The 18,965-nt window shown below is 70.1% G+C and carries 16 protein-coding genes; 9 read left to right on the forward strand and 7 right to left on the reverse strand.

All coding sequences use genetic code 11. The features are described 5' to 3' along the window. Window positions 1-7 precede the first annotated feature (7 nt). Window positions 8-1,168 carry a type VI secretion system-associated FHA domain protein TagH gene (tagH, locus tag ACFO0A_RS04655; protein ID WP_379537800.1) on the reverse strand — a complete coding sequence of 387 codons (1,161 nt, stop codon included), beginning with the start codon at window positions 1,166-1,168 and terminating at the stop codon, window positions 8-10. A 445-nt stretch (window positions 1,169-1,613) separates the two neighbouring features. Further along, a complete protein-coding gene (locus ACFO0A_RS04660; RefSeq protein WP_379538165.1) occupies window positions 1,614-3,722 on the reverse strand; it encodes a protein-disulfide reductase DsbD family protein in 2,109 nt (702 codons plus the stop codon). Window positions 3,723-3,787: 65 nt separating this feature from the next. On the opposite strand from ACFO0A_RS04660, the gene ACFO0A_RS04665 reads away from it, so the two are divergent. Continuing rightward, on the forward strand, window positions 3,788-5,497 hold the full coding sequence (locus ACFO0A_RS04665; RefSeq protein ID WP_379537801.1) for an alkaline phosphatase family protein: 1,710 nt from the start codon (window positions 3,788-3,790) through the stop codon (window positions 5,495-5,497). Then, complete coding sequence (locus ACFO0A_RS04670; protein ID WP_379537802.1) at window positions 5,487-6,737, forward strand: UbiH/UbiF/VisC/COQ6 family ubiquinone biosynthesis hydroxylase; 1,251 nt, start codon at window positions 5,487-5,489, stop codon at window positions 6,735-6,737. The genes ACFO0A_RS04665 and ACFO0A_RS04670 overlap by 11 nt, the downstream gene beginning before the upstream one ends. Before the next feature lie 4 nt (window positions 6,738-6,741). Here the strand turns inward: ACFO0A_RS04670 and ACFO0A_RS04675 are convergent, their stop codons facing one another. The 3 genes from ACFO0A_RS04675 to hemC are packed head-to-tail and all read right to left on the reverse strand — an operon-like array spanning window position 6,742 to window position 9,352. Next, window positions 6,742-7,731 carry a hypothetical protein gene (locus ACFO0A_RS04675; protein WP_379537803.1) on the reverse strand — a complete coding sequence of 330 codons (990 nt, stop codon included), beginning with the start codon at window positions 7,729-7,731 and terminating at the stop codon, window positions 6,742-6,744. Further along, window positions 7,704-8,408 (reverse strand): uroporphyrinogen-III synthase, encoded by a 705-nt coding sequence (locus ACFO0A_RS04680; protein WP_379537804.1) that lies wholly within the window; start codon window positions 8,406-8,408, stop codon window positions 7,704-7,706. The genes ACFO0A_RS04675 and ACFO0A_RS04680 overlap by 28 nt, the downstream gene beginning before the upstream one ends. Further along, window positions 8,405-9,352, reverse strand: a complete 948-nt coding sequence (gene hemC / locus ACFO0A_RS04685) for a hydroxymethylbilane synthase (protein WP_379537805.1) — start codon at window positions 9,350-9,352, stop codon at window positions 8,405-8,407. Before hemC ends, ACFO0A_RS04680 begins: the two co-directional genes overlap by 4 nt. Window positions 9,353-9,416: 64 nt before the next feature. Here hemC and tsaD point away from each other — a divergent pair, with 64 nt between their 5' ends. From tsaD to ACFO0A_RS04710, 5 genes are all read left to right on the forward strand, one after another. Continuing rightward, the gene (gene tsaD, locus ACFO0A_RS04690; protein ID WP_379537806.1) at window positions 9,417-10,466 is read left to right on the forward strand and encodes a tRNA (adenosine(37)-N6)-threonylcarbamoyltransferase complex transferase subunit TsaD; all 1,050 of its coding nucleotides are present in this window, start codon (window positions 9,417-9,419) and stop codon (window positions 10,464-10,466) included. Continuing rightward, a complete protein-coding gene (locus ACFO0A_RS04695; protein WP_379537807.1) occupies window positions 10,463-11,458 on the forward strand; it encodes an NAD(P)H-dependent glycerol-3-phosphate dehydrogenase in 996 nt (331 codons plus the stop codon). Before tsaD ends, ACFO0A_RS04695 begins: the two co-directional genes overlap by 4 nt. A gap of 3 nt (window positions 11,459-11,461) precedes the next feature. Next, window positions 11,462-12,973 (forward strand): lipopolysaccharide biosynthesis protein, encoded by a 1,512-nt coding sequence (locus ACFO0A_RS04700; RefSeq protein ID WP_379537808.1) that lies wholly within the window; start codon window positions 11,462-11,464, stop codon window positions 12,971-12,973. A gap of 56 nt (window positions 12,974-13,029) precedes the next feature. Further along, window positions 13,030-13,779 carry an OmpA family protein gene (locus tag ACFO0A_RS04705; protein ID WP_379537809.1) on the forward strand — a complete coding sequence of 250 codons (750 nt, stop codon included), beginning with the start codon at window positions 13,030-13,032 and terminating at the stop codon, window positions 13,777-13,779. Between the two features lie 158 nt (window positions 13,780-13,937). Continuing rightward, complete coding sequence (locus ACFO0A_RS04710; protein WP_379537810.1) at window positions 13,938-14,543, forward strand: hypothetical protein; 606 nt, start codon at window positions 13,938-13,940, stop codon at window positions 14,541-14,543. Here ACFO0A_RS04710 and ACFO0A_RS04715 read toward each other — a convergent pair. Both ACFO0A_RS04715 and uvrB read right to left on the reverse strand, forming a co-directional pair. Then, complete coding sequence (locus ACFO0A_RS04715) at window positions 14,540-15,184, reverse strand: hypothetical protein (RefSeq protein ID WP_379537811.1); 645 nt, start codon at window positions 15,182-15,184, stop codon at window positions 14,540-14,542. The two genes, ACFO0A_RS04710 and ACFO0A_RS04715, sit on opposite strands and share 4 nt — an antisense overlap. Beyond that, on the reverse strand, window positions 15,181-17,367 hold the full coding sequence (gene uvrB, locus ACFO0A_RS04720) for an excinuclease ABC subunit UvrB (RefSeq protein WP_379537812.1): 2,187 nt from the start codon (window positions 17,365-17,367) through the stop codon (window positions 15,181-15,183). Before uvrB ends, ACFO0A_RS04715 begins: the two co-directional genes overlap by 4 nt. A 138-nt stretch (window positions 17,368-17,505) precedes the next feature. Here uvrB and ACFO0A_RS04725 point away from each other — a divergent pair, with 138 nt between their 5' ends. Then, window positions 17,506-18,093 (forward strand): DUF3617 domain-containing protein, encoded by a 588-nt coding sequence (locus ACFO0A_RS04725; protein ID WP_379537813.1) that lies wholly within the window; start codon window positions 17,506-17,508, stop codon window positions 18,091-18,093. Window positions 18,094-18,132: 39 nt separating this feature from the next. Beyond that, window positions 18,133-18,948 carry an esterase/lipase family protein gene (locus tag ACFO0A_RS04730; RefSeq protein ID WP_379537814.1) on the forward strand — a complete coding sequence of 272 codons (816 nt, stop codon included), beginning with the start codon at window positions 18,133-18,135 and terminating at the stop codon, window positions 18,946-18,948. Window positions 18,949-18,965: the final 17 nt, after the last annotated feature.

An 18,965-nucleotide genomic window follows, 5' to 3' on the forward strand; every position in this document is an offset into this window, starting at 1 on the left:
CGCGGCATCAGCCCCCGCGGCTGATCTCGTCATAGGCTCGGCGGAACTCCTTGGCGAACATGTCCATGAAGGCCTCGTCCGATTCGAACGCGACTCCGCTGAACTCGCGCTCGTAGGACTTCCACAGCGCGGCATCGCGCGCGGCGGGCAATATCTTCTCCAGGATGCCGCGCCGGTCCGCGCGCGTCCGGATCGACTTGGGCGAGAAGCGGTCCAGCGTGGCCCGAAGCGCGCCCTGCATCGCCCGCAGAGTGGCGAGCTGATGCGCCTGAAGGTCCTGGAACGCGTCGTCGATCGCCCGTTCGGCCGACATGAACCCGCGCTCGGGCGGGTTGAGCATGTGCTGCATCGCCTGTTCGGGCGTGCGGACGAACTTGAGCGGATTGTTCCCCTCGATCTCGAGCCCGGTGCCTTGCGCGCCCATCTGGCTCTTGGCGCGAGCCCGTGCCTCGAGCATCACGACCATCCCGGCGACCAGACGGCGCAGCAGCGCGCCCGCCTGGCCCAGCACCGCCCCCGGCTCCTGCCGCATCAGCGCGGGATCGACCCCTGCGCCGCCCAGCATCGCCGCCATGCCCGCTGCTGCCGACGAAGCGTGCTCGTCCGCGCCTGCCGCGACCGGCGCGGCGGGCGGGGCTGCAGCCTCGGCCGAAGCGCCGATGCCTGCGCGTGCCCAATCGATCGCATTGCTTGCGGCTACCCGGTTCCACACGTCGCTGTCGGCCTTGGCCGAGGGGGCGGGAGCGGGAGCCGGCGCTGCCACGGGCGGGGGCGGGGGCGGAGGTGGGGGAGGAGGAGGTGGTGGTGGTGGCGGTGGTGGTGGTGGAGGCGGCGGAACCGCGGGAGCGGCCTCTGCCGGCGTCATCGCGGCCACGATCTCGTACCGGCCGATGCGAATGACGTCGCCTTCGCGAATTCGATGCGGCGCGGACAAGCGTGCCTGATCGTCGTTGACGAAGGTGCCGTTGGTGCTGCTGTCGATCAGATCGTAGCCGCCGTCGCGACAGACGATGTCGCAGTGCCGCGACGAGATGTGCAGGTCGGGATCGGGAAGCGACCAGTCCGCGCTGGCGGCGCGCCCTATGGTGGCGCCCTTGGGCCCGACCTCGAGCGCGAGCGGCGAGCCGTTGTCGAGCTTCTCGGCGTTGCGGATCGTCAGCGTCAGCATGCGCGGCTCGCAGGGGCCGGCAGCGTCTCTGAGCGAATTGTGCGCATCGAAGGGCTTCCTCCAGACTTTCGGCCGGGGGCGGCAATCCAGGGTGCAGCGAGGTTTCCCCGCGGCGCCTGCCCCACGCGGTTCGCTCGCTAGCATGGCCGGCGCACCGGATAAAGGATGCCGCGAAGGCCGCTGGCGCGCGCTTGCGCGGGGGGTCCGTCGCCCACCTCGTTCGGTTCGTCGCAATCCCGCAGTCCCAACGCGGGATTGGCTTGACCCTGCCGCATGCGGGGGACAGAACTCCTCGCGAAACCGGCAGGTGACGGCCGGTATTCCCTGCAGGGGCCCTTCGGGTCGCCAATTCGAAGTCCCCGTGGGAAACAGGGCGGGAACGTCATCGAAAGGCAGCCGAAACGGCGCCGTCTGGCGTTCCCGTCCTCTCACCTTTTCCGATTCGCTAGATCTTTCGTGCGCGCTCCACGAGCTCGGCTTCGGTCAGGAGCTGAGGCAGCACTTCGCCTTGGGGCGCGTTCGGCGAATACCACAAGTAAAGCGGGACGCCTGCCGCGCCATTTTCACCGAGGAAGCGGGTGATCTCGGGCTCTCGGCGGGTCCAGTCACCGCGCAGGCTGCGCACCCCGGCTGCACGAAACGCGGCTGCCGTTCCGGGGCTTTCTATCGCGGCGCGCTCGTTCACCTTGCAGGTCAGGCACCAGTCCGCGGTAAAATAGACGAACACCGGCTTGCCCGAGGCACGCGCGCGGGCGAGCGCATCGCGTGAGAAATTGCGTGAATTGAGTGCATCGGTTTCCTGGCTCGGCGGCGTGGCCGACACGGTTGGCGGCAAGGCGATCACGCCGAGCAGGGCCAATGCGGCAAAGCCCGCCGTCGCGCGTCCCGCCGGACGGCCGGCATGCTGGTTTCGCCCGATCCTGACGAGGACCGCGATGAGCGCAACTGCCAGTAACGCGCTGGCCGCGAGAAATCCGATCCCGCCGATCCGCCAGGCGAGCCAGGCAAGCGCCAGTGCGGTCAGACCCATCGGAACCGCCATCGCGTGTCGGAAACGTACCATCCACGGCCCGGGACGCGGCATCAGGCGGCGCAGCGGCGGGACGAGGGCGAGCGCAAGAAACGGCAGCGCGAGCCCGAGGCCGAGCGCGCCGAAGACCGCCAGCGCGGCCGCGGGGGGAAGGACCAGCGCCGCGCCCATCGCCGCAGCCATGAACGGCCCGGTGCATGGCGTCGCGACGAACGCGGCAAGCAGCCCGGTGGCAAAGGCGCTTCCGCCCCCGCTCCTCTCCATCAGCATCGGCAGTTCGTAAAGCCCCGCAAGGTTGGCGGTGATAGCGATCGCCAGCATCAGCAGCCCGGCAACGACCAGCGGTTCCTGCAACTGAAACGCCCAGCCCACCTGCTCGCCCGCGGCGCGCAAGCCCAGCATCGCTGCGCCTAGCGCGAGACAGGCGAGGATCACCCCTGCGGTATAGGCCAGGCCGTCGCGCCGGGCCTTGCCGCCGTCGGCGTTCGTGCCCGCCAGCGACAGCGCCTTGAGGCTGAGGATCGGAAAGACGCAGGGCATAACGTTCAGCAGGAGTCCGCCAAGGAGCGCGCCGCCGAGCAGGGCAAGCAGGCCGGCGGTCGACATCGCGGCAGGTTCGCTCGCCGCCCCGGCCAGCGGGGTTCCCGCCGGGGGGACCCCGCCGGGCAGCGCACGGACGGTCAGCCCGCCCGCGCCGTCGCCTGTGCCGAAGGCCAGGACCGCGTCCAGCGCCTCGGGCGAAGCGGCTCCGGCCGCCGGCTTCAGTTCGACGATCAGGCTGTCGCCGCGCCGCGAAAAGACCTGCGGGGCAGCGTAATCGGCCACCCGCTCGTTCGCGACGAACAGGTGCGGCCGCGCCAGGGCCAGGCTGGCGGGGAGCGGTATCGCCAGGCGAACCTTGCCGTCCTGTAGTGCGAACGCCGATGTCTCCGCCATCGGCGCAGGAAGCTTGCGGCGCCAGCCATCGAAGCGCGGATCGCGCGCGCCGGGCGTGCCGACCGTGATCGTGGTGGCGAGCTGCGCTTTCTCGGGCACGCAGACCTCGCGCGTGCAGGCGAGCCAGTCGGCCGCGACGGTGATCGGCAGAACGGACCCCGCCACGGACCCGCGCGGCACCGTAAACGGCACCAGAACCGCATACTCGCGCTCGTAGACGTGGTTCATCAGGCCCGAGATCAGCAGGGTCTGGGGGACGGGATAAAGCGGCTTGCCGGTGCTCGCGCCGTTGGGCAGCGACCATGCCAGGCCCATGCCGAACCCGGCGTCTCCGGGATTTTCCCAGTACCCGTGCCAGGTCGGCTCGGGACGCATGTGGAGCGCCAGTGCCACGGTTTCGCCCGGCGCGGCGACGGTGCGTTCGGGGACCAGTTCGGCGGCGATATGCGTGGGGGCGGCAAGCGCCGGGGCCGTGCCCACGGCAAGGGCGGCCAGCACCAGCAGGCTTCGCAGCAATCGGCGCACGCTAGACAAGGTTTCCTCCGCGCCATCGGACATGCGCTTGCGTCGCGCGTCGCCCGGGGCCATCACGCCATATGCGTCGCGCCCGGTCCGGGCAACGTCCGTATTTGCGAATCGAAGAGAGGCCGTTCATGCGCGTCCGCGCCCGTTTACTGACATTTCTCGCCTTGTCCGCGTTTCCGCTGGGCCTTGCCGGCTGCGCCACCGCCCCCGCCCAATCCGTCTCTCCTCCGCTCGCCGCCGCGCCGATCCCGGCGGCCGAACCCGCCGCCGTCCCCTCGGGTCCGCCGCGTCTCATCGTCGCGATCTCGGTCGACCAGTTTTCCGCCGATCTCTTCGCCCAGTACCGCTCGCGCTACACCGAGGGCCTTCGCCGGCTTCAGCAGGGCGCGGTCTTCCCCGCCGGCTACCAGAGCCACGCGGCGACCGAGACCTGTCCGGGCCATTCGACGATCCTGACCGGTGATCACCCCGCGCGCACCGGGATCATCGCCAACAACTGGTTCGATCTTGGCGCCGCGCGCGACAAGAAGAGCATCTATTGCGCCGAGGACGAGACAAAGGCCGCGTCCGATCCGAAAGACTACGTCGCATCGGTCGGCCATCTGCTCGTGCCCACGCTGGGCGACCGGATGAAGGCCGCCGACCCGCGCACCCGCAGCGTGGCGGTGGCGGGCAAGGATCGCGCCGCGTTGATGATGGGCGGGCGCACGCTCGACCAGGTCTATTGGTGGAAGGGCAGCGGCTTCGCCACGCTTGAAGGCCGCACGCTCGGCCCCTCGGCGCTGGCTGAGAACGAGGCGGTCGCGGCGCAGCTTGCGGTCCCCGCCGCCGCGATGCCGCTTCCCGGCGATTGCACGGCGATGGATCGCCCGATCCAGGCGGGCAAGGTCACGGTCGGCACCGGCCGCTTCGCTCGCGGGGCGGGCGAGGCCAACCAGTTCCGTATCTCGCCCGCGCTCGATGCGGCGACCGTGGATCTCGCCAAGAAGGTCATCGCCGAGATGGACCTTGGCACGGGTGCCGCGACCGACATCATCGCGGTCGGGTTGTCCGCCACCGACTACATCGGCCACGCCACCGGCACCGAGGGGACCGAGATGTGCATCCAGATGCACGCGCTCGACCACGCGGTGGGCGACCTCCTGTCGTTCCTCGAAAGTCGCGGCATCGATTACCAGGTCGTGCTGACCGCCGATCACGGCGGCTTCGACGTGCCCGAGCGGCTCGACATTCAGGGCCTGCCCCATGCGGCTCGCGCGGTGCCGGCACTGGTGCCTGAGGCGCTGGGCAAGGCGATCGCAGAGAGGCTGAAGATCGCGGTCAAGGGACCCTTGATCCTGGGCGACGCGCCGTTCGGCGACCTCTATTTCAACCGCGCACTGACCGCGCGGCAGAAGACGCAGGTCTTTGGCGAGCTTAAGCGCGAGGCGCTGGCCCAGCCCCAGGTCGCAGCCGTGTTTTCCGCCGCGGAAATCGCGGCCACGCCGCCGCCAACCGGTTCGCCCGAGACCTGGACGCTCATCCAGCGGGCGCGCGCGTCCTACTATGCGCCGCGTTCGGGCGACGCGGTGATGCTGCTCAAGCGCGCGATCGTGCCGATCCCCGTGCCTGCGCCTGGCTATACCGCCACACATGGTTCGCCCTGGGACTATGACCGGAGGGTTCCGATGCTGTTCTTCCGCCCCGGCATGACCGGTTTCGAGCAGCCCAATGCGGTTGAGACGGTCGATATCGCGCCCACACTGGCCGCACTGATCGGCCTTTCGTCCGAGCCCGGCGCCTTCGACGGACGCTGTCTCGATCTCGATCCCGGCGCGGCGACGACCTGTGCCCGCTGATCCGGCTTCCGCGCGCGGCGAGCGCCGCGACGTCGTCATCCTGGGCGGCGGACTGGTCGGCATGACCCTGGCGATCGGGCTGGCCCGCGCCGGGATCACGAGCCACGTCATCGACCGCGCCGAGCCCGCCAGCGTGACCGGCGAGGGCTTCGACGGACGCGCCTCCGCGATCTCCACCGCAAGCTGGAACCTGTTCACACATTTGGGCCTGGCCGAACGGCTGGAGCCCAAGGGCTGCCCGATCGCGGCGATTGCGGTCAACGACGCCATGCGACCGGGCAGGATCGACTTTCGCCCGGACGAGCGGGACGAGGGCGATGGCGCCCTTGGCCGGATGTTCGCCAACCGCGAGCTTCGCCTGGCGCTATTCGCGATCGCCGCCGAATGTCCCGAGATCGCGTTTCATCCCGGCGTAGAGGTTCTCTCGCGCGAGCGGGGCGCGCACGGCGTCGTGGTGACCCTGTCCGATGGCCGCACGCTGGGCGGAAGCCTGCTGGTCGCCGCCGAGGGGCGCAATTCGCCGACGCGCGACGGGGCCGGGCTGAACATCGCCAAGTGGGACTACCGCCACCGGGCCATCATCGCCGGGCTTGCTCACTCCATCCCCCACGGCAACGTCGCCTGGGAGATCTTTTATCCCGCCGGGCCGTTCGCGTTGCTGCCCATGCTGGACGACGACGCCGGCCGCCATCGCAGCGCGCTGGTCTGGACCGTCGCCGAAAGCGACGCGGCGGGGGTGCTGGCGATGTCCGAGACCGCGTTCCTGGCCGAGGCGCGCGAGGCGATGGGTGGTGTCCTGGGCGAGATCGCGCTCGCCAGTCCGCGCTCGAGCTATCCGCTTGGCTTCCACCACACGGCGCGGATCGTCGCCGACCGTCTTGCGCTGGTGGGCGATGCCGCGCATGGCATCCATCCCATCGCCGGGCAGGGGCTTAACCTGGGCTTGCGCGATGCGGCGGCGCTGATCGAGGTGATCTCCGACGGGATGCGCCTGGGGCTCGAGCCGGGCGATGCGCAGGTACTGGCGCGCTACGAACGGTGGCGTGCAGTCGATGGCTTCACGGTTGCCCTTGCGACCGACGGGCTGACCCGCCTGTTCGGGATTCCGGGACGGCTGCCGTCGCTCGTGCGGCGGATCGGGATGGCGGGAGTGCAGCGCATGCCGCCGCTCAAGCGCTGGTTCATGGACGAGGCTCGGGGCGTTTCGGGCACCCTGCCGCGATTGCTCCAGCCGGCTTGAGGTTTCAGAAAGTCGCTTCGGCCGCGCTTGCCGGGGGGACCGCGCCGGTCGGTGCCGCGATCGGGCTGGGCGCCGAAACCTTGGCGCCGGCTTCGTCACGCAAGGTGCGCGGTTCGAGGATCGCGGCGGTCTCGATCAGGTCGAGCGCGCGCTGCGCCCGGACATAGCGCCGGGCCATCACGATCCAGTTCTCCGCTGCGGCGCGGCCGGGCAGGCGCTCGACCTCGCCGATCGCCGCATCCACCCGGCCCGTGTCGAGGAACATCCGCGCGCGGTCGATCCGCCGCTCTGGCGCGGGCGAGGGGGTGCCCACCCGGCGCACGACGAACAGGTTGGCGACCTCGCGGCCCACCCGCTGGAACAGGTCGGCGCTGGCCGGGGCATGGGTGATCGTGGGGGCCAGCGCGTCCAGACCCTGGGTCAGCATGTCGAGCGTGACCGGGCTGGCGGCCACCTCGGTAAGGGTCTGGACCGCGTTGGGCTGGGCATTGCCGAAGCGCAGCTTGAGCTGGTCCTCGAGATAGCCGAGCGGGGTTCCGCGCTCGATCGCGCGGCGTGCGGCGAAAGCGATCAGGAGGCCCTCGGCACGGGCGGCGTTGCCTTGCGCGGCATCGGCCTGGAGATTGAGCTGGGTCATCCGCTGCTCGAGCTCGGCCATGCGAACGCCTAGCGCGACTTGCGTGGCATCCTGCACCTGCTCTGCCGGGATGGGAGCCGGCTGCGCGGCTACCGGCTGCGGCTGACCTGCGGGCGCCGCGCTGGTCATGGGCGTCCTGGTCGTGAAGGTCACGTATCCGGCGCGGTGGCCGATCCACAGCGCCGCGGCGCCTCCGAGAAGGAGCGCGACAAGCAGCGCAACGATGGTGAACTGTGTCGTCGACGACCTGTCGGATCGTTGGCGCGTCACCGCCGACGGCGGCTCCGCATAGATATCGTCCTGCATCCGGTTTACGGCTTCGCTCTGGTTTATGACCCCTGACGGGGGGTCTGGCACAGTTCGCGGGCCATGGCCAGAAGCGAGACATCGCGCGGCTCGGGTGCGACGGCGACTTGTCTCCAGCCGGGACCTGCTGCATCGGCGACGCGCGGCGCGAGGCAGGCCAGCGCGATCTCCTGGCGACGCAACCCGAGACGGTCGACCTCGCGGGCAAAGTGGACGGCCGCCTCTCCAGAATGAAGCGCCACGACGGCCCCGGCCGAAAACAGGCGCGCGGCATCGGCCGGAAGGGGAAGCGGGCGGACCCGGTAGACGACGCGCGTCGTCACGTTGAGCCCGGGCACGGGAGCCAGCGCGACGTGCGCCTCTCCTGCCAGCCGGAGGGCATGGCGGCGGCCGTCGCGCTGCGCAGGCGCGAGGCACGACTGGAGGCCGCCGCGCCCCGTATGAGCCACTTCGAAACCTGCGGCCCTTGCCGCTGCGGCGGTTTCCTCGCCAACCGCGTAGACCGGCAGCGTGGAAAGCCCGCGCAGCCCCTCGCCGCCATGGCGCAGCGCGTTGGCGCTGCCGAGCAGCAGCGCGTCGCAGGCGTCGAGGCCGTCGGCGTTCCACGCGACCGGCTCGACGCTGAACAGGGGAAAGCCCGCGGCTTCCAGTCCCAGCGCTTCGGCGGCGGCCAGCGTCGCGCGGTTGCCCGGCTCGGGCCGGACGACGACGAACGGCCGAGCGCTCACCCGTCGTTCGCGTGGGCGTGGAACCAGCGGGCGATCTCGGGGCCGCCGCGCGTGAGTAGGTCGGCCGCCAAGCGCGCGGGGCCGTCGGCGTCGTCGATGGAGAATTCCAGGGTGCCGTCCACCCGCGCCGCGCCGTCGGGCGAAAGCAGCGCGGCGCGCAAGGTCACCGTGCCGTCTTCGCAAGACGTCAGTACGGCAATCGGGCTGTGGCAGCTTCCGCCCAATGCGGCGAGCAGCGCGCGCTCTGCCATCACCGCAGTGCGGCTGGGCGCGTGGTCGATGGTGGCAAGCGCGGCACGCATCGCCTCATCGTCGGCCCGGCATTCGATCCCGATCGCGCCCTGAGCCGGGGCGGGCAACCAGTCCTCGGTGGAAAGCGGTGTGCCGACGCCGGTTTCGCCCAGGCGTGCGAGGCCCGCTGCGGCGAGCAGGGTTACGTCGACCTCGCTCGCCGCGAGCTTGGCCAGCCGCGTCGCGACGTTCCCGCGGAGCGAGACGACCTCGACGTCCGGCCGGGCATTGAGCATGAGAGCGGCCCGCCGGGGGGCCGAGGTTCCCACGCGCGCGCCCTGCGGGATCGCGGCCACGGTGGCCGCGCCAATCAGCACGTCGCGGACGTCGGCGCGCGGCAGGACGGCGGCAATGACCAGCTCGTCCGGGCGGAACGTCTCGACGTCCTTCAGCGAATGAACGGCCGCGTCGATCCGGCGCTCGAACAGCGCCTGGTCGAGTTCGCGCGTCCACAGCGCCTTGCCGCCGATCTCGGCCAGCGGACGGTCCTGGATCCGGTCGCCGCTGGCGATGACTTGGACGAGTTCGATCGCATCTTCGGAGAGGTCCAGCGCAGCGCGCAGGCGGTCCCGGGTTTCCTCGGCCTGGGCCATGGCGAGGGGAGAACGCCGGGTTCCCAGGCGCAAGGGCAGGCGGTGCGGCGGGAGGGTCATCGGGGCGCGGTCATGCTGGGCTCGGCTTGCCCTAACCGCGATTGTCGTTCAGGGGAAGGCGGCGATGGCGCTGATCCTCGGGATAGAATCAAGCTGTGACGAAAGCGCGGCTGCAGTGATCGACAGCAGCGCCGCGGGTTTCGCCGCGCGCGTCGTCGCCCAGCACATCGCCTCGCAGGACGAAGCGCACCGGCCCTACGGCGGCGTGGTCCCCGAGATCGCGGCCCGCGCGCACGTCGAGAAGCTGTCCCCGCTGATCGCCGCGACCCTTTCCGATGCCGGACTGACGCTCGACGATCTCGATGCGGTCGCGGCCACTGCCGGCCCCGGTCTGATCGGCGGCGTCATGGTGGGTCTCGTCACCGGCAAGGCGCTGGCGATGGCCGCCGGCAAGCCGCTGATCGCGATCAACCATCTCGAAGGCCACGCCCTGTCGCCCCGGCTGGCCGATCCGACGCTGGCTTTCCCCTACTGTCTCCTCCTGGTCTCCGGCGGGCACTGCCAGATCGTGGAAGTACGCGGGGTGGGCGACTATCGCCGCCTCGCCACCACCATCGATGACGCGCTGGGCGAGGCGTTCGACAAGACGGCCAAGATCCTCGGCCTCGGCTATCCCGGCGGCCCCGCGGTCGAACGGCTGGCCTTGCAGGGCGATCCGCGCGCGGTGCCGCTGCCGCGACCGCTGCTGGGCAGCGACGAGCCGCACTTCTCGTTCGCCGGGCTCAAGAGCGCGGTCATGCGCGCCAAGCTGGCCGGGGCGCATGCCGATGCCGATATAGCCGCGGCGTTCCAGCAGGCCGCGATCGACTGCGTGCTCGACCGCACCCGGCGGGCGCTGACCACGCTTTCGGGCATGACCGCGCTCGTCGTGGCGGGCGGGGTCGCCGCCAACGCGGCGATGCGCGCCGCGCTCGAAGGGCTGGCGGCGGATGCCGGCCTGCGCTTCGTCGCTCCCCCGCCCGCGCTCTGCACCGACAACGCGGCCATGATCGCCTGGGCCGGAGCTGAACGCTTCGCGCTCGGGCAGGACGATCCGCTCGACCTTGCCGCCCGGCCGCGCTGGCCGCTCGACGAGCAGGCGACGCCGGCGCGCGGCGCCGGGGTGAAGGGATGAGCGCGGCTGTCGCCGTCGTCGGCGCGGGCGCGTGGGGCACCGCGCTGGCGCAAGTGCTGGCGCGCGATGGGCGAGAGGTCGTCCTATGGGCGCGCGAGGCCGAACTCGTCGGCGCGATCAACGACGACCGCCGCAATCCGTTGTTCCTGCCCGGCATCGAGCTTGCGCCGTCGATCCGGGCGACCGGTGATTTGGCCGAGGCTGCCACCGCGCCGGTGATCCTGCTGGTTACCCCCGCGCAGCATCTTTCCGCCACGATCGCGGCGCTCCCCGACGTTGCGGGCCGCGACCTTGTGCTTTGCGCCAAGGGGATCGAGGCGGGGACGCTGCGCCTGATGGGCGAGGTCGCGCGCGATGGGGCGCCGGGCGCGGCGCTGGCAGTCCTGTCCGGGCCGACTTTCGCGGCCGAGGTCGCCACAGGCCTCCCCACCGCGGTCACGCTCGCGTGTTCGGGCGGCGAAAAGCAGTGGGACCGACTGGCCCCGCTCGTCGCCGGCCCGGCCTTCCGGCCCTACTATTCCGACGACATCGTCGGCGCGGAGATCGGCGGCGCGGTGAAGAATGTCTTGGCGATCGCCTGCGGGGTCGTCGACGGCCTGCAACTCGGCCAGAACGCGCGGGCCGCGCTGATCAGCCGGGGCTTTGCCGAAATGCTTCGCTTCGGGCTGGCGATGGGCGCGCGGGCCGAAACGCTCGCGGGGCTAAGCGGGCTGGGCGATCTCGTCCTCACCTGCTCGTCGGTCGCCAGCCGCAATTATTCGCTGGGCAAGGCGCTGGGCGAAGGGCAGAGCGCCGACGCCGTGCTGGCCGCGCGCAACAGTGTGGCCGAGGGCGCGCATACCGCGCCGGTCCTGGCCAGCCTTGCCGCCGCGAAGGGAGTCGCCATGCCGATCGTCGCCGCCGTCGTCACGCTGCTCGATGGCGGCGCGCCTGCCCGCGAGGTCGTGGCGTGGCTCCTCGCGCGGCCTCTGCGCGCCGAACAGGGCGGCTGACGCTTGCCCGATCAGTCCGCTACCGCACCGTCGAAGGACATCGCCGCGCTCGCCAAGGGCGGGCGGACCAACTTCTTCGGCTTTCTTCTGCGCCTTGCCGCACGCTTGCCGTTCCTGTTCATCGCCGGGCGCCTCTACGGCCCCGAAAACCTCGGCCGCTTCGCTTCGGCGGTGATCGTCGTGGAGTTCGCGGCGCAACTCGCGACGCTTGGCCAGAAGCGCGGCCTGGCCCAGCAGCTCGCGCGCGGGGACGAGGACCCCGCCTGCGTGATCGCGGACGGCCTGCTCCTGAGCCTGGCGATCTCGGCCATCCTCGCGCTCGTCCTGTGGCTGTTTCCGCTGCCCCTGTTCCCCAGCGGCAACTACGATCCTTACGAACGGCTGCTGCCGCTGGTGATCTTTCCCATCGCGGCGGGCGACATCGCCCTCGCAGCGCTGGCCTACCGCTACGACATCGGCGCGACGGTGCGCGCACGTTCGATCGTCGAGCCGTGGACCCTGTCGATTGCCGCCGGAGTCTTCTATTTCATCACCCCCGCCGACGGGCTCATCCTGTCCTATTTCATCTCGATGACCGCGGCGATGGTCACTGCCCTGGTGCCGCTGGTCAAAAGCTACGGGTTGCCCCACGGATGGAAGCCCCACCCGCTCGATATCGGGCGACAGGCGGTGGCGAACCTGCCGATCGCGGGCGCCGACATGGTGGAATCGGGCACGCGCAAGCTCGACATCGCGCTGCTCGGCGCGTTCGCTCCGCCATCTGTCGTCGGGGTCTATTACGTCGCCCAGCAGATCGCGAGCCTGCCGCAGAAGCTGCGCACCAGCTTCGAGCCGATCCTCGGCCCGGTGATCACCCGCAACCTGGCGGAAGGCAACATGGCCGCGATTGCCAAGCAGGTCTGCCAGGTGGGCTTCTGGATCACCGCGGCGCAGGCGGGCATCGCGCTGGCGCTAGGCATCCCCGGACCGGCGGTCATGGGCCTCGTGGGTCCGAATTTCGTCGGCGGCACCGGGGCGGTCAACTTCCTGCTCCTGGCCGAAGTCGTGGCGGCGACCGCGGTGGTGAGCGAGGCGGCGCTGATCTACCTCGCGCCGCTGCGCAACCTCCTGATCTCGCTGGCTATGATTGTGCTGCAGGGCGCGCTGACCGTCGCCCTGGTGCTGACCGTACGCAGCCTGAACCTGCCCCCGCTTTGGTCGGCGGCGGCAGCGGCGGCGGCGCTCATGCTCAGCCTCGCGCTGTCGAGCGTCGCCAAGGCGCTGCTGCTGGGCCGGATTCTCCAGCGGCCGATCAACAACTGGCGCTGGGCGCTGGTGTGGGCCTGCGCGCCCGCGGTGCTGGTCGGATGGGGCGTGCGCCAGTTGCCCGAATGGGCCCAGCTCGCGTTCGGCATTCCCGCCATTCTGGGGATCTATGGCTTCGTCATCTGGCGCCGGGGCTTCGGACCCGAGGACCGCGTCCTCTTCCGCCGCGAGGCCGCCGCCGAAACCGCGCCCGCCAGCAGCACGGCATGACCGGTTCGCGCGCCAAGTTGCCATCACGACACAAGAATCTTTAGAACGGACGCATCGTGAAGGATGGATACAAGATTCTCCTGGGCGCGGTCGCGGCCGCCTGCGTCTCGGTAACCAGCCATGCGCTGGTCAACCCCGGTCTGATCGCCAGGCTCAACGCCGACGCGCGCGCCGCGCTCGATGCCAACGGCGGCCGCCGGGTAGGGGTCAGCTTCACCAGCGGCGGGGGATGGCTGACGCGGCACCCCTCGCTTTCGACCGGGCGGCGGCTGTCGGACGGCGAACGGGCCAGGCTGGCGCGGATTGTTGCCGCGCTGGATGGCATCGGCGCCACATGGTGGCGTCGCGCACCCGGACTCGCTGCTGAAAAGGCGCAGGCCGCAACCGCCGCGCCGCTCCCGCCGGATCATTGCCAGAACGGGGTCGATGCTCTGCTGAAAGTGCGCACGATCCGCTTCGCCAGCGCCAGCGCGGGCATCGATCCTGCCAGCAACGCCCTGCTCGACGAGGTCGCCGCCGCGCTGAAACCGTGTGGAGGCAGCGTGGTGGAGATCGCGGGACACACCGATGCTCAGGGCGATCCCGCCGCGAACGGCGCGCTGAGCGAGGACCGCGCCTATGCCGTGCGCGATGCGCTGATCACGCGGGGCATGCCGCCCAGCCAGCTCGTCGCGCGCGGGTACGGCGCCGAGCGCCCGCTTGCCGGCCTGCGGCCCGACGATCCCGCCAATCGCCGGATCGAGTTTTCGGTCGTCGCGACCGAGCCGCTGCGCCCGACACCGATCGACACCCCGGTTGCGCGCTGAGCCGCCTTGCCGATAGGAGAGGCGCGATGCCGCTTTGGATAGAGACAATCGTGCTGATGCTGATCGCGCACGCCTTGGGGCTTGCCGCGGGGTGGATGAAATGGGGCGCGCGGCGCGATTGAGCGGGACCGCAGTTTGCTTGGGGAAGGATGCGCGAAATGCTTGAACTGATCGAGGCCAACTGGATCGCCTTCGTGATCGTGCTGCTGCTCGGCGTGGCGGTGGCCTGGTGGGTCTGGGGCCGCCGCCCGGCCGAGCGCGTTCGTGCCCATACGCCGGACGTGCTGACCCCCGGGGCGGCCCCGGCGCAGCGCAACAACGAGTTGCTCGAAATGCCGCCCGCATCGGCATCCCCCGACACCGTCCTCGCCCCGGCGAGTGCGCCGGCGATGGCGGGGATCGAGCAGGTGATCGCGGCGGCGGCCGCGCAGGAAGTGAACGACGCCTCCGCCGCCAGCGCGCCTGCGGCCGCCGACGCGCCCGTTCCGCCCGCCAACCGTCCGGGAATCGCTCCCGCCAGCGGCGCCCCCGACGACCTGACTCGGATCAAGGGCGTGGGTCCCAAGCTGAACGCACTGCTCGGCGAACTGGGCGTCACCCGGTTCGATCAGATCGCGGGCTGGAAGGATGCCGACGTCGCCATCGTCGATCCCTATCTCGGCGCGTTCAAGGGCCGGATCGTACGCGACAACTGGGTCGACCAATGCGGCTATCTCGCCCGGGGGGACACCGCCGGGTTCGAAAGCAAGTACGGGAAGCTCTAGCCCGACCCCGGAATCCGGCGCCCGGTTTCGGCGGGCGCGGGCGCCAGGGTTGGCCCCGACGCCGGCGCGACTTCACCGGGTTCCGGCGTCGCTTCGGCGTCCCGCCCGACGGCGCAGCGGTCGATCACTTCCGCCGCCGGCCCCATCGCCGGCAGTTCGAGCATGCCCGCACCAGGCAAGGTCGCCTTCATCGCCCCGCCGCGCAGCACTTCGACCTTCGGATCGTCAAGCGGGATTGTACCGCGCCATTCGTTGGCGCCGCCCGTCAGGCGAACCGCGTCGACCTTGAGCCGCAGGATGCCTTTCGCGCTCTGGAACGCGAACAGCGCCTTCGCACCAGGATCGGCGGGCGCGTGGCGGACGATCGCCAGCATCGGGCGCGGCCCGGCCCAGTCCTCGCACGAGATCGACAGCAGAGCCGGCCCCTGCGGGGGTCCGAACCACGCGGCACGGGCCGATTCCGCGTGAGTCCAGACCGATCCCTCCAGCGTGGCGGGAGGCGCCGGGGTCTCTTCGATCGCCGGGGAAAGCTCCTCGACCGGAATCTTCACCGTCTGCCCTTCGCTGTTCTCGGCCCGGCCATGGCAGGCCGATAGCGTCGTGCCGGACAGGGCGAGGGCGAGGATCGCGGGGTGCTTCATCGGCCCCACTTGCGCTGGGTCTTGCCGAAGCGGGTCTTGCGCGTTCCAGGCTTGCCCTCGTTGCTGCGGCCGACCTTGGGCGCCTGCGGATGTGCCGGGGGCAGGCCCAGCTCGTCGGCCTCGAGCCTGCGGATCTCGTCGCGCAATCGCCCGGCTTCCTCGAACTCGAGTTCGGACGCGGCCTTGCGCATGCGCTTTTCCAGATCTTCGATGTAGCCGCGCAGATTGTGACCGACGAGGTTGTTGCGCTCGGAATCGTCGATGTCGACCAGCACGCTGTCGCGGTTGGCGGTGTGAGCGACGATATCCTGGATGCCGCGCTTGATCGTTTCGGGCGTGATCCCGTGCTCGACGTTGAATTCGTGCTGCTTGGCGCGGCGGCGGTCGGTTTCGGCCATCGCCCGCTCCATGCTGCCGGTGATCCGGTCGGCATAGAGGATAACGCGCCCCTCCACGTTGCGCGCGGCGCGGCCGATGGTCTGGATCAGCGAAGTCTCGGACCGCAGGAAACCTTCCTTGTCGGCATCGAGGATGCAGACGAGTCCGCACTCGGGAATGTCGAGTCCCTCGCGCAGCAGGTTGATGCCGACGAGCACGTCATAGACCCCCAGGCGCAGGTCGCGGATCAGCTCGATGCGTTCCAGCGTCTCGACGTCGGAGTGCATGTAGCGAACTCGTAGCCCGGCCTCGTGCATGAACTCGGTGAGGTCCTCCGCCATACGCTTGGTCAGCGTGGTGACCAGCGTGCGGTAGCCTGCCTGCGCAGTGAGTCGGCATTCGTTGATGCAGTCCTGCACCTGGTCCTCGACCGGGCGGATCAGCACCGGCGGATCGATCAGCCCGGTTGGACGGATCACCTGCTCGGCGAAGACGCCGCCGGCCTCGTCCATCTCCCACGGCCCGGGAGTGGCCGACACCGCGATCGTCTGCGGGCGCATCGCGTCCCATTCGTTGAAGCGCAGTGGGCGGTTGTCGATGCAGCTCGGCAGGCGAAAGCCGTATTCGGCCAGCGTGATCTTGCGGCGGTGGTCGCCCTTCGCCATCGCGCCGATCTGCGGCACCGTCTGGTGGCTTTCGTCGACGAACAGCAGCGCGTTCTCGGGCAGGTATTCGAACAGGGTCGGCGGCGGTTCGCCGGGCAGGCGCCCGGTCAGGAAGCGGCTGTAGTTCTCGATCCCCGCGCACGATCCGGTGGCGGCGATCATCTCGAGATCGAAGTTGGTGCGCTGCTCAAGCCGCTGGTGCTCGAGCAGCTTGCCTTCGGCTTCCAGCTCCTTGAGCCGCTCGGTCAGCTCGAAACGGATCGCCTGGCTGGCCTGCTTCAGCGTGGGGCCAGGGGTGACGTAGTGCGAGTTGGCATAGACCCGCACCGACGAAAGCTGGGTGCCGCTCTTGCCCGTCAACGGATCGAATTCGGCGATGGCTTCGATCTCGTCGCCGAAGAACGACACCCGCCAGGCCACGTCCTCGTAGTGCGAGGGGAAGATTTCAAGGCTGTCGCCGCGCACGCGGAAGTTGCCGCGCTGGAACGCGGCGTCGTTGCGCTTGTACTGCAGCGCGACGAGCTTTCTGATGATCTCGCGCTGGTCGACCGTGTCGCCCTTCTTCAGGTCGAAGATCATCGCCGAATAGGTCTCGACCGAGCCGATGCCGTAGAGGCACGACACCGAGGCCACGATGATCACGTCGTCGCGTTCGAGCAGCGCGCGGGTGGCCGAATGGCGCATGCGGTCGATCGCCTCGTTCACCGAGCTTTCCTTCTCGATGTAGGTGTCCGACCGGGGGACGTAGGCTTCGGGCTGGTAGTAGTCGTAGTAGCTGACGAAATACTCGACCGCGTTCTCGGGGAAGAAGCTCTTGAACTCGCCATAGAGCTGCGCGGCGAGGATCTTGTTCGGGGCCAGGATCAGTGCGGGCCGTTGCAGTTCTTCGATGACCTTGGCCATCGTGAAGGTCTTGCCCGACCCGGTCACGCCCAGCAGCACCTGCGTCTTGTCGCCCTCTCGCGCCTGGCCCACCAGATCGGCGATCGCGGTGGGCTGGTCGCCCGCCGGCTCATAGTCCGAGACGATCTTGAACTTGCGCCCGGGCTCCGACTTGTCGGGCCGCTGCGGCTTGTGCGGGACAAAGGCCGCGGTTGTGTCGGGTTCTTCGAGACCGCGGCGGATGACGAGTTCAGCCATGGCGCACATATGGGCACCGCCTCGCGCCACTGCAATCGGCTTTGGCCGCCCTTGCCCGAACGCGGGGCATTGGCACGCCGCCCGGGCGCTGATAGCCCTGTGCGGCTGGGCCACGTGGCCCCTTGAGGAGACGGTCCTATGCGCGCGGTTCTTGCCACTACCCTCGGTCTCGCCCTCGTCCTGCCGCTGGCGGGCTGCGACAAGCCCGACAAAGGGCCCAAGACCCTGGACCAGGCGAAGGCCGAGGCCGCGCAGCTTTCGCGCCCGGCGCCGGGGCAATATCGCCAGACCACCAAGATCACCCGGTTCGAAGTCCCCGGCGCTCCGCCCCAGATGGCCGAGCGGATGAAGCAGATGATGGGCGGAACGGGCCAGACCGCGACTTATTGCCTGAGCAAGGCCGACGCCGAGAAGGGCTTCGAGGAAATGTTCAAGAACGTGGGCAAGGGCGAGTGCCGCTATGACCGCTTCGACGCGACGAGCGGAACGATCGACGCGATCATGGTCTGCAAGACCGGTCCTTCCTCCACCGCGAAGATGGCGATGAACGGAACCGTCTCCACCACCGGTTCCAGCGTGAAGGTCGATGTCGAACAGACGGGCGGAAGCGGGCCGATGGACAACGCCAAGATCGGCATGGACATCTCGTCCGAACGGATCGGCGATTGCCCCGCCGGCGCGGCGACGCCGTCGGCGCCCGCACCGTCGCCCACCGCGGCGAATTAGGGCTGCGGAAACAGCGGCGCCTTCGCGCGTTGATGCCTGATGATGTGGCAACCCCAGACATTTGCGCTCAAGGCCCGCCGGCTTCCCGGCTTCGACAACGCAGCGCGGCGAATGCGCGAGATGCGCACCGAGATGGGGCGGCGCACCACGCTGGCGCGCCAGCCGCAGCCCGAAGGCGTCACCGCGCCGCGGATCGGTCTGCTGCTGGGCGAGCTTACGACGGCCGCCGATATCTGGCGCGCGCGGCGTGACGCCGAGCCGCCCGCCCGGGGCGAGGCCGCGCGCACCGTCATGCTCCTTCCGGGTTTCGGCACCCACCCCTTCCGCATGCGCGCCTTGCGCCATGGCCTGACGGCAGCGGGGCACGAGGTCATCGACTGGGGCGAAGGCTTCAATCTGGGCGCCTCGGCGGAGCTGTTCGACCGGGTATGCGGACGGGTTGAGCGCGCGGCGCAGGCCGCCGGCGCTCCGATCGCGCTGGTCGGGTGGAGCCTGGGCGGACTGTTCGCCCGCGAGGCCGCGAAGCGCCGGCCCGATGCGGTCGATCTGGTGGTGACGATGGGGACGCCGTTCTCGGGCGACCTCCACGCCAACAATGCCTGGCGGGCCTACCACTGGATTGCCGGGCACGATGTGACCGAGCCCCCGATCGGCGGCGACTTTTCGGCCAAGCCGCCGGCACGCACTGTGGCCATGTGGAGCCCGCGCGACGGGATCGTCGCGCCGCGTTCGGCGGCCGGCCGGCCGGGCGAACGCGACGCCGCCATAGCGCTTCGCTGCACCCATCTGGGCTTTGCCAGCCACCCCGCCGTGCTGTCCCGCCTGGTCGCCGAGCTGGACGGAAGCGCGCTCTGAAACCGCGCGCTTGGCAG

Source organism: Novosphingobium tardum, assembly GCF_042652045.1.
Taxonomy (GTDB): Bacteria; Pseudomonadota; Alphaproteobacteria; order Sphingomonadales; family Sphingomonadaceae; genus Novosphingobium; species Novosphingobium tardum.

Coding starts and splice junctions, on each gene's coding strand:
- tagH (WP_379537800.1), bottom strand. CDS start 1,168: ATGCTGACGCTGACGATCCGCAACGCCGAGAAGCTCGACAACGGCTCG.
- ACFO0A_RS04660 (WP_379538165.1), bottom strand. CDS start 3,722: ATGGCCCCGGGCGACGCGCGACGCAAGCGCATGTCCGATGGCGCGGAG.
- ACFO0A_RS04665 (WP_379537801.1), top strand. CDS start 3,788: ATGCGCGTCCGCGCCCGTTTACTGACATTTCTCGCCTTGTCCGCGTTT.
- hemC (WP_379537805.1), bottom strand. CDS start 9,352: ATGACCCTCCCGCCGCACCGCCTGCCCTTGCGCCTGGGAACCCGGCGT.
- tsaD (WP_379537806.1), top strand. CDS start 9,417: ATGGCGCTGATCCTCGGGATAGAATCAAGCTGTGACGAAAGCGCGGCT.
- ACFO0A_RS04695 (WP_379537807.1), top strand. CDS start 10,463: ATGAGCGCGGCTGTCGCCGTCGTCGGCGCGGGCGCGTGGGGCACCGCG.
- ACFO0A_RS04710 (WP_379537810.1), top strand. CDS start 13,938: ATGCTTGAACTGATCGAGGCCAACTGGATCGCCTTCGTGATCGTGCTG.
- ACFO0A_RS04715 (WP_379537811.1), bottom strand. CDS start 15,184: ATGAAGCACCCCGCGATCCTCGCCCTCGCCCTGTCCGGCACGACGCTA.
- uvrB (WP_379537812.1), bottom strand. CDS start 17,367: ATGGCTGAACTCGTCATCCGCCGCGGTCTCGAAGAACCCGACACAACC.
- ACFO0A_RS04725 (WP_379537813.1), top strand. CDS start 17,506: ATGCGCGCGGTTCTTGCCACTACCCTCGGTCTCGCCCTCGTCCTGCCG.
- ACFO0A_RS04730 (WP_379537814.1), top strand. CDS start 18,133: ATGATGTGGCAACCCCAGACATTTGCGCTCAAGGCCCGCCGGCTTCCC.